Origin of the sequence: Flavobacterium beibuense (assembly GCF_004151245.1) — a bacterium.
GTDB classification, from domain to species: Bacteria; Bacteroidota; Bacteroidia; order Flavobacteriales; family Flavobacteriaceae; genus Flavobacterium; species Flavobacterium beibuense_A.
In genome coordinates, this window is the sequence record NZ_JUIW01000004.1 from 249594 (window position 1) to 265879 (window position 16286).

At 37.9% G+C, this 16286-nt stretch carries 17 protein-coding genes; 2 read left to right on the forward strand and 15 right to left on the reverse strand.

The genetic code is table 11. The annotated features are described in order from the left end of the window. Position 1: 1 nt before the first annotated feature. The 11 genes from rffA to NU09_RS07110 form a co-directional block, all read right to left on the reverse strand. Positions 2-1123 (reverse strand): dTDP-4-amino-4,6-dideoxygalactose transaminase, encoded by a 1122-nt coding sequence (gene rffA / locus NU09_RS07060; RefSeq protein ID WP_129750571.1) that lies wholly within the window; start codon positions 1121-1123, stop codon positions 2-4. After that, positions 1110-1790, reverse strand: a complete 681-nt coding sequence (locus NU09_RS07065) for a GNAT family N-acetyltransferase (RefSeq protein ID WP_129750572.1) — start codon at positions 1788-1790, stop codon at positions 1110-1112. The genes rffA and NU09_RS07065 overlap by 14 nt, the downstream gene beginning before the upstream one ends. Continuing rightward, complete coding sequence (locus tag NU09_RS07070) at positions 1787-2710, reverse strand: glycosyltransferase family 2 protein (protein WP_129750573.1); 924 nt, start codon at positions 2708-2710, stop codon at positions 1787-1789. Before NU09_RS07070 ends, NU09_RS07065 begins: the two co-directional genes overlap by 4 nt. Positions 2711-2725: 15 nt before the next feature. Beyond that, the gene (rfbD, locus tag NU09_RS07075) at positions 2726-3565 is read right to left on the reverse strand and encodes a dTDP-4-dehydrorhamnose reductase (protein ID WP_129750574.1); all 840 of its coding nucleotides are present in this window, start codon (positions 3563-3565) and stop codon (positions 2726-2728) included. Continuing rightward, entirely contained in the window at positions 3559-4110 is a 552-nt protein-coding gene (gene rfbC / locus NU09_RS07080; protein ID WP_129750575.1) for a dTDP-4-dehydrorhamnose 3,5-epimerase, read from the reverse strand. The genes rfbD and rfbC overlap by 7 nt, the downstream gene beginning before the upstream one ends. Further along, a complete protein-coding gene (rfbA, locus tag NU09_RS07085; RefSeq protein ID WP_129750576.1) occupies positions 4111-4971 on the reverse strand; it encodes a glucose-1-phosphate thymidylyltransferase RfbA in 861 nt (286 codons plus the stop codon). 6 nt (positions 4972-4977) lie between these two features. Next, a complete protein-coding gene (rfbB, locus tag NU09_RS07090; protein WP_129750577.1) occupies positions 4978-5994 on the reverse strand; it encodes a dTDP-glucose 4,6-dehydratase in 1017 nt (338 codons plus the stop codon). Further along, positions 5987-6964, reverse strand: coding sequence for a hypothetical protein (locus NU09_RS07095; RefSeq protein ID WP_129750578.1), 978 nt, complete (start codon positions 6962-6964; stop codon positions 5987-5989). The genes rfbB and NU09_RS07095 overlap by 8 nt, the downstream gene beginning before the upstream one ends. Positions 6965-6966: 2 nt before the next feature. Then, positions 6967-8658, reverse strand: a complete 1692-nt coding sequence (locus NU09_RS07100) for a DUF6909 family protein (RefSeq protein WP_129750579.1) — start codon at positions 8656-8658, stop codon at positions 6967-6969. 81 nt (positions 8659-8739) lie between these two features. Continuing rightward, complete coding sequence (locus NU09_RS07105) at positions 8740-10224, reverse strand: GH3 auxin-responsive promoter family protein (protein WP_129750580.1); 1485 nt, start codon at positions 10222-10224, stop codon at positions 8740-8742. A gap of 6 nt (positions 10225-10230) precedes the next feature. Next, positions 10231-11097 (reverse strand): murein hydrolase activator EnvC family protein, encoded by an 867-nt coding sequence (locus tag NU09_RS07110; protein ID WP_129750581.1) that lies wholly within the window; start codon positions 11095-11097, stop codon positions 10231-10233. A gap of 190 nt (positions 11098-11287) precedes the next feature. Here NU09_RS07110 and tatA point away from each other — a divergent pair, with 190 nt between their 5' ends. Continuing rightward, positions 11288-11494 carry a twin-arginine translocase TatA/TatE family subunit gene (gene tatA / locus NU09_RS07115; RefSeq protein ID WP_205729442.1) on the forward strand — a complete coding sequence of 69 codons (207 nt, stop codon included), beginning with the start codon at positions 11288-11290 and terminating at the stop codon, positions 11492-11494. A 69-nt stretch (positions 11495-11563) separates the two neighbouring features. Here the strand turns inward: tatA and NU09_RS07120 are convergent, their stop codons facing one another. Genes NU09_RS07120 through NU09_RS07130 form a run of 3 tightly spaced genes read right to left on the reverse strand, consistent with a single transcriptional unit; the run spans position 11564 to position 14728 of the window. Beyond that, positions 11564-11962: a DUF5684 domain-containing protein gene (locus NU09_RS07120; protein ID WP_129750583.1), complete on the reverse strand. Its 399-nt coding sequence runs from the start codon at positions 11960-11962 to the stop codon at positions 11564-11566. 45 nt (positions 11963-12007) lie between these two features. Then, entirely contained in the window at positions 12008-14128 is a 2121-nt protein-coding gene (locus NU09_RS07125) for a Tex family protein (protein ID WP_129750584.1), read from the reverse strand. A 33-nt stretch (positions 14129-14161) separates the two neighbouring features. Then, positions 14162-14728, reverse strand: a complete 567-nt coding sequence (locus NU09_RS07130; protein WP_129750585.1) for a helix-turn-helix domain-containing protein — start codon at positions 14726-14728, stop codon at positions 14162-14164. A 173-nt stretch (positions 14729-14901) separates the two neighbouring features. On the opposite strand from NU09_RS07130, the gene NU09_RS07135 reads away from it, so the two are divergent. Beyond that, positions 14902-15384 carry a hypothetical protein gene (locus NU09_RS07135; RefSeq protein WP_129750586.1) on the forward strand — a complete coding sequence of 161 codons (483 nt, stop codon included), beginning with the start codon at positions 14902-14904 and terminating at the stop codon, positions 15382-15384. On the opposite strand, the gene NU09_RS07140 is transcribed toward NU09_RS07135, so the two are convergent. After that, on the reverse strand, positions 15368-16279 hold the full coding sequence (locus NU09_RS07140; RefSeq protein WP_129750587.1) for a cation diffusion facilitator family transporter: 912 nt from the start codon (positions 16277-16279) through the stop codon (positions 15368-15370). The two genes, NU09_RS07135 and NU09_RS07140, sit on opposite strands and share 17 nt — an antisense overlap. Positions 16280-16286 lie beyond the last annotated feature (7 nt).

A 16286-nucleotide genomic window follows, 5' to 3' on the forward strand; every position in this document is an offset into this window, starting at 1 on the left:
GCTATTCAGTAATGTGCCTTATAACATGAGAAGAATCAAGTTCAAAAAAAAGCGGAAGGCGCAACAGTCTGTCAGAATATTTCTTGGTTTGTATCAAATCCCTTCCATCGTGGCTGTCTTTATAAAAAGGGCTTTCATGAAGGCTTATATAATGAAAAACAGATAATATATCCTTTGCCTTAAGTTTATTTATAATATCTGTACGCTGCTTGAGACTATTGCATACAATATAGAACATATGAGCATTATTGGTAGCATAAAATGGTATATTAGGAAGTTGTATGGCGTTTTGTCCTGCCCATTCTCTAAGCCCTCCATAGTAATGTTCCCACAACTGTTTCCTTTTTTCCTGTATGGTTTCAAGATTTTCCAACTGAGCCCATAAAAAAGCCGCTATAATTTCTGAAGGCAGGAAAGAACTACCCACATCAACCCAACCATACTTATCTACCTCTCCCCTAAAAAAAGCCGAACGGTTTGTTCCTTTTTCCCATATTATTTCCGCGCGGTCTGCAAACTGTAAATCATTTATAGCCAACATACCGCCTTCTCCTGAAATAATATTTTTAGTTTCATGAAAAGAAAACGCTGCCATATGTCCAATTGTACCTAAGGCTTTCTTAACGCCGTCTGTGCCTGTATAATAGCTATCTATCGCCTGTGCGGCATCTTCAATAACGAAGAGGCTGTACTTTTTTGCAATATCCATTATTTTATCCATATTACAGGCCATCCCCGCATAATGAACTGGTACTATAGCTTTTGTTCTCGGTGTTATAAGATCTTCAATCTTATCTGCGTCGATATTGGGATTGTCTTCACATGAATCTGTAAAAACAATTTTTGCACCGCGAAGTACAAATGCATTTGCAGTGCTTACAAAAGTATATGATGGCATTATAACCTCATCGCCTTCCTTAATATTTATAAGTATAGCTGCCATTTCCAAAGCATCTGTACAAGATGTGGTTAACAGGCACTTTTTAAATCCATAGCGCTTTTCAAAAAAAGAGTGGCACATTTGGGTATACTTACCATTACCCGATATTTTTCCCGTATTGACAGCGTCATATATATAATCTGTCTCTTTCCCTGTTAAATATGGTTTATTAAATGGTATCATCTTTCCAAAAATGTGAAATATAGCTGGTTTCTGTAATTACGTACCCATTCTTTTCATAAAATTCACAAGCACCATTATTAGCAAGCTGGGTAGGAATAGTTAATTCGTTTATATTAGTTTCTATTAGTTCTTTTTCCACATACTCAAGTAAACCACGGCCTATGCCTTTACCCTGATATCCAGGCAAAATACCTATAAGACCTATTACTGCCTTATGTTCCAGTACTTTATAGGTTACCATTCCTCTTAATTCTCCTCCTTCTGTATCGATAAGGATATTATTGGCAAACTTACCCGTTACAGAATTATCAACCCACGCAGTATAAAGTTTTTTAAAGCTTTCCTCTCCAAATTTTACATCCAGTTTAAAACGGCTGTATTTACCACTTTCAAAAGCTACAGGATATAAATCTTCTTTACTGAAACCTGAACCCGCAAAAGGCAATATTGTATTTCTAACCTTCCGGGCATTCTGTAACTTTTTTGTGAAAACAACCCTTGTCTCATCATGGCTTTTTTCAAAGCCTTCTAATGGCTTTAATATTGGTTTGCTACTCTTTGCATATACAACCTCAAATCCTTCATTAGCATCAGGAGGGGTATCTGTTTGCCACTCCCCTATTCTTTTACCAAAAAAATCTGAATCCCAGGCGAGCTTATTTATCATACTATCTCATCAATTATATAAACCGGCCTGCTTTTTACCTGGTCAAAAACTTTACCCAAATAAATACCACAAACTCCAATAGTAGTTATAATTACACCTGACAAAAACCAAATTGAAACAATGATGGAGGTAAATCCAAGAACCTCTATTCTTCCGGAAAAGGCCTCATAAAGATAATAGGCGCCCACTAAAAAAGAAAGTAGTGATATGGAAAGCCCAAATTTTACAAAAAGCTTGAGCGGTTTGTTTGAAAAAGAAATAATGGTATTAAAAGCCAGACTTAAAAGTTTAGAAAAACTATATGTTGTTTTTCCTTCAAAACGATTGGCATGCTCTACGGGTATTGAAACAGAATTAAAACCGGAAAACTGTACAAAAAGTGGAAAAAACTTAATATAATCCTGAACCTTGAGTACTGAATCAATAACTTTTTTATTGTAGATACCAAAGTTAGCAACCTCATTATCATAATTCATATCCGTAAGGTAACTATATACTTTAGAAAAAAGTTTTGATGACAGCTTTTTAAGAAACGTGTCTTTCCTTATATAGCGTTTTGCCAATACGGTTTCATATCCTTCCATGGCTTTATTATATAACCGAACTATTTCTTTAGGCTGATCCTGCAAATCGCAGTCCATAACCACAATCCATTCTCCCTGTGTGTTAGCCAGGCCTGCCATTATAGCCGGGTGCTGACCGAAATTCCTGCTAAGTCTTATACACTTTACATCAGGGTCATGAGAGAATTTTTTCATTACTTCCCATGAATTATCAGGACTTCTGTCATCTACAAGTATTATTTCATAAGGCACACCTACGACCTTCATGGCCTTTCTTATTTCAGTAACCAGCTCTTCTACTATATTCTCTGCCCTGTAAACGGGACTAACTATAGATATAACGGGGTTGGTGTCCATATGCTAGAATACATATTAGTTATATACGGGAATTGCTTCTTTCCATTCCCTTATGTCGATACCAAATGTAGATTTTATTTTTTTCTTATCCAAAACACTGTATTTAGGCCTTTTAGCCGGAGTTGGATATGCTGTAGTAGGTATTGGTTTTAAATCGATAACTACTTTATTTATTTTAAAAATCTGCTTTGCAAAACCATACCAGCTTGTTTCCCCTTCATTACTGTAATGGTAAATACCGTAGGCTTTTTTACCGCTTATAATAATCTTTAAAACTGCATCTGCAAGATCAACAGCATTGGTTGGCGTACCTCTTTGGTCATCTATTACCCCTAACGAATCCCTTTCTGAAGCCAGCCTGAGCATTGTCTTCATAAAGTTATTGGCAAACTGTGAATACAGCCAGGAAGTTCTTATTATAAAATGTTCGGGAAGTATTCTTTCTATCTCTTCCTCTCCCTGTCTTTTTGTAAGGCCATACACTCCCTGCGGATTGGTAGCATCAATTTCCGTATACGGTGTTGTCTTTTCTCCGTCAAATACAAAATCGGTAGAGATATGTACAAGCGTAACTTTATTTGCAGCACAAACTTCCGCAAGATTTTTGGAGCCTGTAACATTAATGGCAAATGCATTTTCCTTATCGCTTTCTGCCTTATCAACTGCAGTATAGGCCGCTGCATTTATACAAAAATCAGGCTTTATTTTAGCAAAAACTGATTCCAGCGAAGCCTTATCCGTAACATTTGCCTCTTTACTATCGGCATAATAAAACGTAAGGTTATCATACCTGTGTGCAACATGTTTAATACACTGCCCTAACTGTCCCGATGCTCCTGTAACTAATACTACCATATTGCTCTGGCATTTTTAAAAACAGGTAATACTTTATCCTTTTCAGAAATAATAAGGCTTTCCTGTGGCAGTTTCCAGTCTATATTCAGTTCAGGATCATTAAAAAGTATTCCTCCTTCCGATTCCTTATTATAAAAATTATCACATTTATAGAAAAAAGAAGCTGTATCGCTTAAAACAATAAAGCCATGAGCAAATCCTCTTGGCACGAACAACTGATGTTTATTTTCTGCAGTAAGTAACACTGCCACGTGTTCTCCGTAAGTAGAAGATCGCGGCCTTACATCTACAGCAACATCCAGTACTTCGCCTTCAAGCACCCTTACAAGCTTTGCCTGTGCATGCTCTCCTGTCTGGTAATGCAGTCCTCTTAAAACCCCTTTTGAGGAATATGACTGATTGTCCTGTACAAAATGAACTTTTTGTCCGGTTTCCTGTTCAAAACGCTCCTCATTATAACTCTCCATAAAATAGCCCCTCTCGTCGTTAAAAACTTTAGGTTCTATTATAAAACATCCTTCCAGTTTTGTTGGTATTGCCGTCATTTAATCCAATATGCTTAATAAGTGTTTGCCGTACCCGCTCTTTAAAAGGGGTTCGGCAAGTTTTGTTAACTGTTCTTTATCTATAAAGCCCATTTTATAGGCAGCTTCTTCAATTGCCCCTATTTTTAATCCCTGGCGCTCTTCTATTACCTGTACAAACTGTCCTGCCTGCATCAGCGAATTAAATGTCCCGGTATCAAGCCACGCAGTACCCCTATCCAGTATACTTACTTTTAGCTTGCCTCTTTTAAGATATTCTTTATTCACATCGGTAATTTCAAGCTCTCCTCGGGCACTTGGCTGTATGTTTGCCGCTATCTGTACCACATCATTATCATAAAAATAAATTCCGGGTACAGCATAATGCGATTTCGGGTTTTGCGGTTTCTCTTCTATTGATAATACGTTTCCGCTTGTATCAAAATCCACCACTCCATAACGTTCAGGGTCATGTACATGATAAGCATAAATAATACCTCCGTCCGGATCATTATTTGCCTGTAACAGGTCTGAAAGGCCCGTACCGTAGAATATATTATCACCTAGTATAAGGGCTACCTTATCCTTACCTATAAATTCCTTGCCAATGATAAAAGCTTCGGCAAGACCATTAGGATGCTCCTGAACCGCATAATCAAATTTACAGCCCAATTTAGAGCCATCACCCAAAAGCTGCCTGAATAACGGTAAGTCGTGTGGTGTGGAAATAATAAGTATCTCTCTTATACCAGACCATAACAGTGTTGATAAGGGATAGTATATCATCGGCTTATCATAAATTGGCATCAATTGCTTGCTTACCGCTAAAGTAAGCGGATGCAGTCTGGTTCCCGATCCTCCGGCTAATATTATTCCTTTCATATCAGTTTATTTTGTTAGTTTTTGCAAATACCAATCTATGGTCTTTACAATACCTGTCTCAAAATTCTCATCGGCTTTCCAGCCCAGTTCATTCTCTATCTTAGAAGCATCTATGGCATAGCGAAGATCATGTCCCGGCCTGTCTTTCACAAAAGTTATAAGCTCATTGTACCTGCCCTCTTTTCTCGGGTGCATGGTGTCCAGCAAATCGCATATCTTGTTTGCTATATATAAGTTATTCCTTTCGTTCCTTCCGCCTATATTATAGGTTTCGCCAGCCCTTCCGTTTTTATAAACCAGGTCTATACCTTTACAATGATCCAGTACATATAACCAGTCTCTTACATTATCTCCTTTACCGTAAATAGGAATATTTTCTCCCGAAACGGCCTTTTTTATAATAGTAGGAATAAGTTTTTCCTGATGCTGCTTTGGTCCGTAATTATTAGAACAGTTGGTAGTTACCACATTCATTCCATAAGTATGAAAATAACTTCTTACCACCATATCGCTGGATGCTTTTGAAGCACTGTATGGGCTATTAGGCGCATAAGGTGTTTCTTCCGTAAACAATCCTTCAGCCCCTAAAGTACCATATACCTCATCGGTAGAAATATGGTGGAAACGGCAATCTTTATATTCTTCTTTATACTGGTTAGGAGCATCCATCCAGTAATTGCGGGCAGCATCCAAAAGATTGAATGTTCCTACTACATTGGTTTTAATAAATGCTTCCGGTCCCGAAATGGAATTATCCACATGCGATTCAGCAGCAAAATGTATTACACCTCTAAAGTCATATTCCTTAAAAAGTTTATTTACCAGTTCCCTGTCGCAAATATCTCCCTGTACAAATTTATAATTAGGATTGCCCTCGGCTTCCTTAAGGTTAGCCAAATCTCCGGCATAAGTAAGTTTGTCAAGGTTTACTAACAGAATATCCTTATTTTCTTCTAAAAAATATTCTACAAAGTTAGCTCCTATAAATCCGGCTCCTCCCGTTACTAATATCGCTTTATTCATTCTCTGTTATTACAATCTTTCTTTTATTTACCTGTCTTTTATAAAACGATACAAACCATGCTAAAAGCACAAATATCCCTATAAATACTACAGGATAAATCATTTTCATCTTTCCTCTTAAAAGTGTTGGCTCATTAATATTAAGCACGGCACTTCCGTCTTTAATTATCTTAGAATAGTTAACAAGGTCAACACGGTTTCTTGCCTGTTCATCTACCAGTTTCTGTTTTTCTTTTAAAACCTCATCAAGAGCTTTTTCCTCATTGAACACAACAGAATTACCCGACATTTTTTTAGAATAGCTGTTCAAAATCCCATCTATCTGTTTTAATAATGTATCGTTTGCAGCAATCTTTATTTCCATGTTCTTAGTCCATTCTTTTTGCATGGATTCTAAAAACGGATCGCTGTTTAAATATTTCATTATTCCTTCAACAGTCTGTTGGTTAGACCACTCAGAAGAATAATAGTTTATAACATGAAACTTATAGTTTTTGCTGGTAACATCTTCTTCCATTATCTTATTAATATCGCCATTATCGGCCATAAGTTTAAGAACCTGAAATTTAAGATTATCATCTTCCCTAACAAAATCATAAATATCAACAACCGGTTCTACCTCAACTTTTCTAACCTGTTTAGTACTATTAATTCCCAAATTGCTGAAAAAAGCAGAATCACCAACTCTTGAATTAAGAAAATCAGCCTGAGAGTACAGGTAATCCACACTCTTAAAGTTTGGAATAACAAAAATCTGATTTTTAAAATAAGGGCCTTTTTTATAGTCTTTATAATAACCAAGGCCGGCTCCTGCAATAAACAATATTACAAGAACAATAATGTTACGCTTTACAAACTGTACAGCATTAAAAAAAGAATCGCCGGTTTTAGTAAAATATCCTTTTACTTTTCCCGAAACATATTTAAAGTCTAATTCCTTGTCATAAGGACTGTTAGTATTTTCTGCCATAGTTAGGTGACATTAAAAATTTGTTCTAAAATCTTGATTGTTATTAAATAGGTTGGTTTTACACCCGATGTTCCAAGCCCTCCCGAAGCCAGTGTACTACCGGTTTCCAACGGATTGTCTGAAGCATAATAGGCATATCTTACCTTTACCTCAGGATTAATACTCTTTCTTATTTTTGAAGCCGACTGGATTGCTTTCTGATAATAGGCTCCTTCCATTTCAAGACCAATGACGCCCCAGGTAGACTCATTAAAAAATTTAAGCAAGTCCCTGTTTTGTAATGAGGTACCTAAAACGGTTACCATGGGTCCTGAATATACAGGTATGCCCTGTCCTTCCAGCAATTCAGGTTTTAATTCGTTTTCAAACGGATAATTATCTCCTGTCCCTTCGTTTATATGTGCCGAAGGTATCATTATATCTCCCTTGTTTCCTTCCAGGATTCCGGCCTTACCCATTATGGAAACCGATTCTATATCAAGAAAAGTTTTTATCTTATGTTCCTTAAACGGTTTTAAAAGCTCATCTATGGTTTCGTAAGCCTGTTCACCAAAAGCATAATCCATTACAATTATTACCGGTTTATCCGAAGTGGTTTGTTTAGACTTAAACGGCGTTTTGGAAAAATCTATGGCTGCCGTATCAAAAACCTGTACATCTATATTAGTGCCGGAAGCATCGGGTATAAATATCATCCCGTTTTTAAGTGCTTCTTCCTCTACCCTTTCCCTAAGCTCCCCGTTTCCGGCTTTGCTCAGTTCCTCAAAAATAAAGAAATCGCTTTTCCCCTTAAATTCCTTTCCAAGCACATAATTGGCAAAAAAAGAATTCTTTACACTGTGCATATTTGCACTTATAATATGTATAGGCCTTTCTAAAAGCCCGTTTTGCTTTAATATGGTTTTTATATTATTTGCCCATATTTCTCCGTGTATATGGTGGCCAAGCCTTTCCCTTAATATAGGGCTAAACGTTATGGTTCTTTTTGCCCCTCCCATTGCCTCATCAATAGCCAGTTTCCCTAACCAGTATACAATCTGCAGGAACCTGTCCGGCGCTTCGGCAGAACCAAAAGCATCGTAGATATCGAGTACTTCAGAGAACGTCCTTCCCAATACACCAGAAACGTGCGATATCGCTTTTTCTCGCTCTACCGGATTAAGCTTTTTAGTCTTTTGGAGTACTACCTGTTCCAGTTTGTACCAGTCATGGGTAATTTCCCCGTTATCATCTATAAGTACCCTGCTCTTTATTTTATGCGATTCTATAAAAATAAAGGTGAGGTGGGTTAATATGTCATAAATATCCGAACGCCCGCGGGTAATCTCCACATTCATCTGCTCCTCATCTATGCGGTAGCAATTTCTTCTTCGCTTAGGCGGTACTATTGCCTTAAAATGGGATTTGGAATAACCTTCGTCAGAAGTTAAATTGATAAAACGGCATTCCTCTATTCCTATAGGTAAGCGTTCTATTACATAAAGTAATCCGTTAAGCTCTGCTTTTTCCTCGGCTATAGATCCGTATATTTCGGGCCTTAACAGTAAAAGTGCTTCCCTAAGGGTATCGCCCGAAACTCCCATTGGCTTATAAAAGCCCCGGTTTAAAAGGTGACGCATGGTTATATACAAACGTTCTATGGCAGCAGATGATTCCTGTGCTTTAGATCGAGATGTATTTTTAAGTCCCTGCATACTCTTTTGTGTTTATTGGCAAATGTAGGATTTTTATTTTGACTGAAGTTTTTATGTATTTAACGAAATTATGACTGTTTTTTATGCTTTTAAGGCATCGGCTATTTTTCTGTCGTTAGATAACCTAGGTAGTTTGTTTTGCCCTCCAAGTTTACCTATAGATTTCATGTATTGCTGAAAACCATTCTTAGCCACTTTTGTAATAACTACGGTACGCAGTATATTACCCGATATTAAATCGTCATAATACACATTTTGTTTTCTCATCGCCTTGTCTACAGCAAGTCCAAAAGACTCTATATCAGTTGGTTCTTTTTCAAACTCTATAAACCACTCGTGGTACGGCAGTCCGCTTTCCGGATTTATCTGAGGGGCAACCGTAAACTCGTTTACGCTAATATCTGTCCCTTCCATTGCTTCTTTAAGTGCGCTTTCCACCTCTTTTCCAATAACATGTTCCCCAAAGGCCGATATAAAATGCTTAATCCTGCCACTTACCACTATCCTGTACGGACTTAATGAAGTAAACTGTATGGTATCTCCTATATTGTAAGCCCACAATCCGGCATTGGTAGAAATAATCATAGCATAATTAATGCCCAGCTCAACCTCGCCTATGGTGTAACGCTTAGGATGTTCGTTAAAAAACTCATCCGCTTTTATAAACTCATAAAAGATACCGGAATTAAGCAACAATAGCATTCCCTTTTTGGTTTGGGTATCCTGATAAGCAAAGAAACCTTCGGATGCAGGAAACAGTTCAATACTGTCTACTTTGCGCCCGATAAGATTTTCAAATTTGGCGCGGTAAGGTTCATAGTTAACGCCCCCATATATAAACAGGCTAAAGTTTTTAAATATCTCGCCTACCTTTTTGTTTCCTTTTTTCTCAAGCCTTTCAAAATACATTTGTACCCACGACGGTATGCCCGATATTACAGTCATATTCTCGTTGTATGTCTCCTCTACTATCGCGTCTACTTTCTGTTCCCAATCGTCTATACAATTGGTTTCCCAGCTTGGCATACGATTCCGTTGCAGATAAGCCGGTACAAAATGGGCAACAATGCCCGAAAGTCGTCCAAACTTAATACCGTGTTTTTCCTCAAGTTCGGGGCTTCCCTGCAGGAATATCATTTTACCGTCTACAAAAACGGATTTCCCTGTCTCATGGATGTAGTGTAATATGGCATCCCTTGCGGCCTGAATATGATACGGCATCGATGCTTTGGTAAGGGGAATATATTTTGCCCCCGAAGTGGTTCCTGATGTTTTGGCAAAATATAACGGCTTGCCTGGCCATACTATGTCTTCCTCTCCTTTTACAACCTTTTCTATATAAGGTTTTAAATCTTCATAATCCCTTACAGGTACATGCTTTACAAAATCTGAATGCTTTTTTATACCCTCAAAATGATGGTCTTTGCCAAACTGCGTTCCTGCGGCCTTTTCAATCAGCATTTTTAAAACCTGCTGTTGTGTTTCCACAGGGTGCTTTGCCCATTTTTGGGTATCATTGTATACCTTTTTGGCAAATAATTTAGCTGCAAACGATTTTATAGACATAGGCTGTTATTCAAAATCAATAAATTGTGTTGGGTTAATAGGATATCCGTCTTTCCATAATTCAAACTCAAAGTTTGCACCCCCGCCGTTTGTAGGTGGTGTGCCGGCAGTGGCAATAGCCTCACCCGACTTAACAACGTCACCCTGTGTTTTACTTAGTGATGCTACTCTTTTATATATAGAGATAATACCATCGTTATGTCTCACAATAATCACATTTCCTTTTGTTGGAGTCCAGTCGGCAAACAATACCGTACCTGCTGCTATCGATTTTACCGGAGTATCGTTAACCAATGTTATATCTACCGAGAAGTGTTTTTCCTTAGCATTGTAATTTTCGGTTATATGCCCTTTTGCCGGCGGAAAAAGTACCAGGTTTACCTTAGGCTGCGATTTTTCAAACAGGTTGTATTTATCTTCAAGCGCAACTTCTTCCCTTAGCTTAAGCTCTGCCTCTTTAGGGGCTAAATCTGCCACAGCATCGTTATGTTCTGCCGCGATAATGGAATCCCTGTCCAGTTTGGTATGTTCCAGGTCGCCCGTAAGTACCTTTTTAATAGAGTTTAGATAGGCCGTATTGGCATTAAGCACTTTTTGAAGCGAATCTGATTTTATAGCGTTGTCGGTAGCTTCCTTTTTCAGCTTAGCCGACGAATATCCCGGTATGTATTCTCTTAAAGGGGTAAATGCGATTATATAGGTTGTTAGGGCAATCATCACGATACTTATAACCGTTATCCCCACAAAAACATTCATAAGGTTAAGCTTTAAGGAGAATATCTCCTCAAAGGAATCTTCATTTAAAATTACAAGGCGGTTTTTTGTAAAAAGCTTTTTCTTTATTAACTGCCTTTTTCGTCTTTTGCCCGACATACTTTTTGTTTAATTTGACAAATATAATAATACGCCAGCTCTTATTATAGCTAATGTTTTGGTATTATACATCAATTTTTTTGTTAATTAACGAAAACCAATACCAAATAATTGCCGTAAATAGTTATTGTAAATTATTTTATATTTAACTTTGTCGCAAATAATCATTTTATTTATTATAATCATGAACATGTTAGCAATTTTTTTAGGAGCAGTTGGCCCATGGCAGATAGCCATTGTTGTAGTCTTAATTGTACTGCTTTTTGGCGGAAAGAAAATTCCTGAATTAATGAGAGGGCTGGGGTCTGGTATTAAGGAATTTAAAGATGCAGCAAGAGAAGACCAGCCTGCAAACTCGAGAAACGAACAGTCTCAAAAAGAAGAAAATAAATTATAATATCCCTTTTATTATAATAAAAAACCTCTAAGCGATGCTTAGAGGTTTTTTTGTTGATATCATTACATATTAGTAGTTATCCTGTCCTATCTGATCTACTTCATTGGTGTTGTTGTAGATGTACTGGATAGACTTGTCAAAAGCCATTATAGGATAGAAAATAATCGATAGAAATATAAGACCTATAGTAAAGCCTTCGTTTTTTCCAAAGCTTTTTGATAATAAATTTGTTGCCCAAATACCAAATATGAAGTTAACCCCTGGTATTATAAGAAGGAAAAACCACCACCATGGTTTTCTTATAATTTCAAGAAAAACAAGTGTTCCATAAATAGGCACAATGCTGGCCCATCCCGGTTTTCCCGCCTTTTGATAAATTTTCCATTTGCAAACTATCATAAATATTACAATAGCTAAAATAAAGAAAAAGTAAGCCCCTAAAAAGGCAAATAGTGTTGAATCGTCCATAATAATAAGGTTGTTAAAATTTGTTAAATGCTAATTTATAGATTTTTACAATATCATGGTAAGTTGTATTCTTTTTCTTGCATCATCAATCTCAAGAACCTTTACCTCAACATGCTGATGCAGCTTTACCACTTCATTCACATCGCTCACAAAGCCTTCCTTAAGCTGTGAGATATGTACCAGTCCGCTTTCTTTGATGCCTATATCCACAAAGCATCCAAAGTTGGTAATGTTGTTTACAATTCCCGGTAATATCATCCCTGTACGCAGGTCGTTTATTGTCCTTACGTTAGGGTCGAACTCAAATACCTTCGCCGATTTCCTCGGGTCAAGCCCCGGTTTTTCAAGTTCCTTTAAAATATCTTTAAGTGCCAGTACCCCTACATCTTCGGTAGCATAACTGGTAACCGAAATTTTTGCAATAGCTTCTTTATTCGAAACAAGGTCGGCTGTTTTAAGCTTCATGTCCTTCGCCATTTTCTCCACTATGCTGTAGGCCTCAGGGTGTACCGCCGAATTGTCCAGCGGGTTTTTGGCATTCGGTATCCTTACGAAAGCAGCCGCCTGCTGGTAGGCCTTATCACCCAGTCTTGGTACTTTTTTAAGCTGTTTCCTGTCTTCAAACGGACCGTTTTCACTACGGTAGTTTACAATGTTCTCGGCCAGCTTTTCGCCTATACCCGAAACATATCCTAACAGTGATTTACTGGCCGTATTGATATTAACCCCTACTGAGTTCACACAGCGCATTACCACAGTATCCAGTTCCTCTTTCAGTTTGCCTTGGTCTACATCGTGCTGGTACTGACCCACACCAATAGCCTTTGGCTCGATTTTTACCAACTCGGCAAGCGGATCGCTTAACCTGCGGCCTATGGATACGGCTCCCCTTACGGTTACATCATAATTAGGGAATTCGTCCCTGGCTATTTTTGATGCCGAATATACCGATGCTCCTGCCTCGCTTACTACAAATACCTGTATAGGCTTGTCAAAGGCGATTTTCTTGATAAAATGTTCGGTTTCGCGCGATGCGGTTCCGTTACCTATGGATATGGCATCTATTTTATATGCATTTACCATAGAACGTATTTTTTTCATGGCAATGGCAGTCTCATTTTGCGGCGGATGCGGGAAAATGGTCTCATTGTACAGCAGGTCTCCTTTTTCGTCAAGGCAAACCACCTTACAACCTGTACGGTAACCCGGGTCTAATGCTAATATCCTCTTTTCTCCCAGTGGCGGAGCCAGTAATAACTGCCCTAAGTTTCCGGCAAAAACACCAATAGCGGTAGCATCAGCCTTTGATTTAGCCTCCTGCAATACCTCGTTAGAAATGGCAGGTGCCAGCAGCCTCTTGTAACTGTCCTTAATGGCCAGCTTTAGCTGGCCCGCGGTTTCGCGGTTATTTTTTATAACCGCCTGCTCCATAAAATCAAGCGCTTCGTCGCTGTCTATCTCTACCTTAAACTTGATAACGCCTTCGTTTTCGGCCCTAAGCATTGCCAGTACCCTGTGTGAAGGGGCTTTTGCCAGGTTTTCGCTCCAGTCTAAATACTGCTCAAACTTTTTGGCTTTCTCCTCATCGGCATCCTTAACCTTTTTAGTGGTTATCTCTGCCTTGCGGCCGTACATCCTTCTCAGGTTTTTACGCACATAAAGGTTCTCGTTTATCCATTCGGCAATAATGTCGCGGGCACCCTGCAGCGCCTCGTCTTCATTTGCCACTTTATCGTTAAGGTATTTTGATGCTATAAAATCGATATCATCGCTGTTTTGAGCCATGATAATTTTTGCCAGTGGCTCCAGTCCGTTTTCGCGGGCGGTATCGGCTTTGGTCTTTTTGCGCTTTTTAAACGGAAGGTAAAAATCCTCCAGTTCTGTCATATCAAAGCTTGCATCAATTTTCTGCTTTAAATCGGGCGTTAACCCGTTTTGCTCCTCAATACTCTTTAAAATCGCTTCTTTGCGCTTTACAATGGCCTCATAAGCCTGGCTAAGCTTTGCAATCTGCTCTATAACCACCTCATCAAGGTTGCCCGTCCTGTCTTTACGGTAACGAGCAATAAAGGGAATAGTACAGTCTTCGCTTAGCAGCTGTAAGGTGTTTTCAATGCTTTTTACAGGGGCGGTAACCTGCCCCGAAATGAATTGGATGTTTGTCATTATTATAGAATAAGGACTACAAACATAGTGTTCTTATTTTATAAATTTAATGGGTGCCGGCCAGAAGTTTTTAACGGATCCTCTACTTACCCTTACCGCAGCATATACCGGATACAGGAAGTTAAAAGTACCCACACCAATCAATAAACCTACAAACAGAAACGGGTTAAACGGATAGTGCATAATCTTACAAAAAGCGAAAGCAAATATCAATAAGTAAAAACACACTGTCCAGAATATCTGGAAGTTTAATATGTTCTTACCCTGCCCTGCTACCGAAACTATCCTGTCTCTTTTGTTAAGCCATAATATAAGCGGAAGGATAATATTACCCAGCGGTATCACTACCGAACTCATTACCGAAAGGTGCATGTATACCAAATAGGTTCTGTCTTCGGTTTTACCGTAATCTACCAAGTCCTCTATATTAATTTCAAGGGCTTCGCATATCCCTTTAAGGCTGTTGCCACGGGGTTCGGTTTCTTCCTTTTCTATACGCTGTAATGTGCGTAAATTTATCTTAGCAATTTCGGCTACTTCTTCCTGAGTTAACCCTTTTTGCTTTCTTATTTCGGCAATTCTTTTTCCAATGGTTTCCATAATTTTTTGATTTAAAGTTATGGGACAAAATTATTGACCAAGGTAGGCATTTGATAGCGGTTTTACTACGGCATTTTTACGGCATTTGTGTCAAAGTACTGGAAAATAGGGGTTTTTATATTATTATATATATTTATGAATTTTGTAAGTTTATAAAAATTTATTCTTTAGTTATGCCAAATCAAACTGAATATAAAGAATACTTTGCTGATTGTTATGTATTATCTGAAAATAGATCTAAAAAATTTATCCAATTGTTTCTTGATAAATTTATACCTAATCGTAAAGAACTTTCTAATGAATACGAAATACCTCAATATTCTGATAATCCCATAATAACATTTAATAATGCAACCTGCTTAATCGATTATCTTACTGCTTATAAAAATGTAAAACATACTATATATTGGAAAAATAATGACAAATCAAAACTTAAAGGCGCTATGTGTTTTTTTACAGAAGATAATCAGGTAATTTTTGGAATATATTGCAATACTGCCTTTCCTGATAAATCCATAGAAAGTGATTATCTTAATAAATTAAAAGAATTTTGTAATAGTAATATTGGTTATTTTACTTACGAAGAACCAGCTACCGATAATGTCTCTGATTTTTTAAAAAGAGCATATTATTTTCAATCTAATCCTGAACAATAAAATCCTTAGGATCTTCCTTTTTAAACTCGGGTTGTATGTTTACGTGGTTAATACCAAATTTTTCATACAGCACATCCTCAATATGCTGTAAGAGTACATTAAACTGCGATAGTGTAATATCGTGCGTACAGTCTAAATGTGCTTCCAGGTGCAGTTCTTCTTCGTTTAGGTGCCAAACGTGTATGTGATGCAGCTTATTAACACCCTCTATTTTATGTACTTCCCTAACTATGGCTTTAATATCTATAAATTCCGGTGTGAACAGCATCAGCATTTTGGTGGACTTTAATAACAGGTCTGCCCCTACCACTACCAGATAAATGGCAATAATAAGTGTCATAACCCCGTCTACCCAATACAGTTCAAAATACTTCATCATTATCCCGCCTACCAATACGGCTACCGATGCCATCATGTCTGTTAATAAGTGCAGGTAAGCCGATTTCATGTTCAGATTATGGTCGGCATCCTTTTTAAGCAACAGTACCGAAAGTCCGTTTACTACGATACCTAAAACCGACAACCATATAACCAGCCCCGGCTTAATAATAACCGGTTCAAAAAAACGGGTAATTGCCTCATAAATAAGGTAAATGGCTACCAGTACAAGAGTAAGGGAGTTTATAAAAGCAGCAATAAGCTCTGATCGCTTAAGCCCGAAGGTTTGGGAAATGGTGGCTTTTTTTCGGGAGAGTTTATGGGCCACATAACTTATTACCAGCGAAAGTACATCGCTAAAATTATGCAGCGCATCAGACAATAAGGCCAGGCTGCCGGAAATTATCCCTCCCACAACCTGGGCTATTGTTATTAGTGTATTGAGCAGTATGGAAAAAAGCAGGTTTTTTCCCTCAACCTCATGTTTATGTATACGATGATGATGGTGCCCGCTCACTACAGTT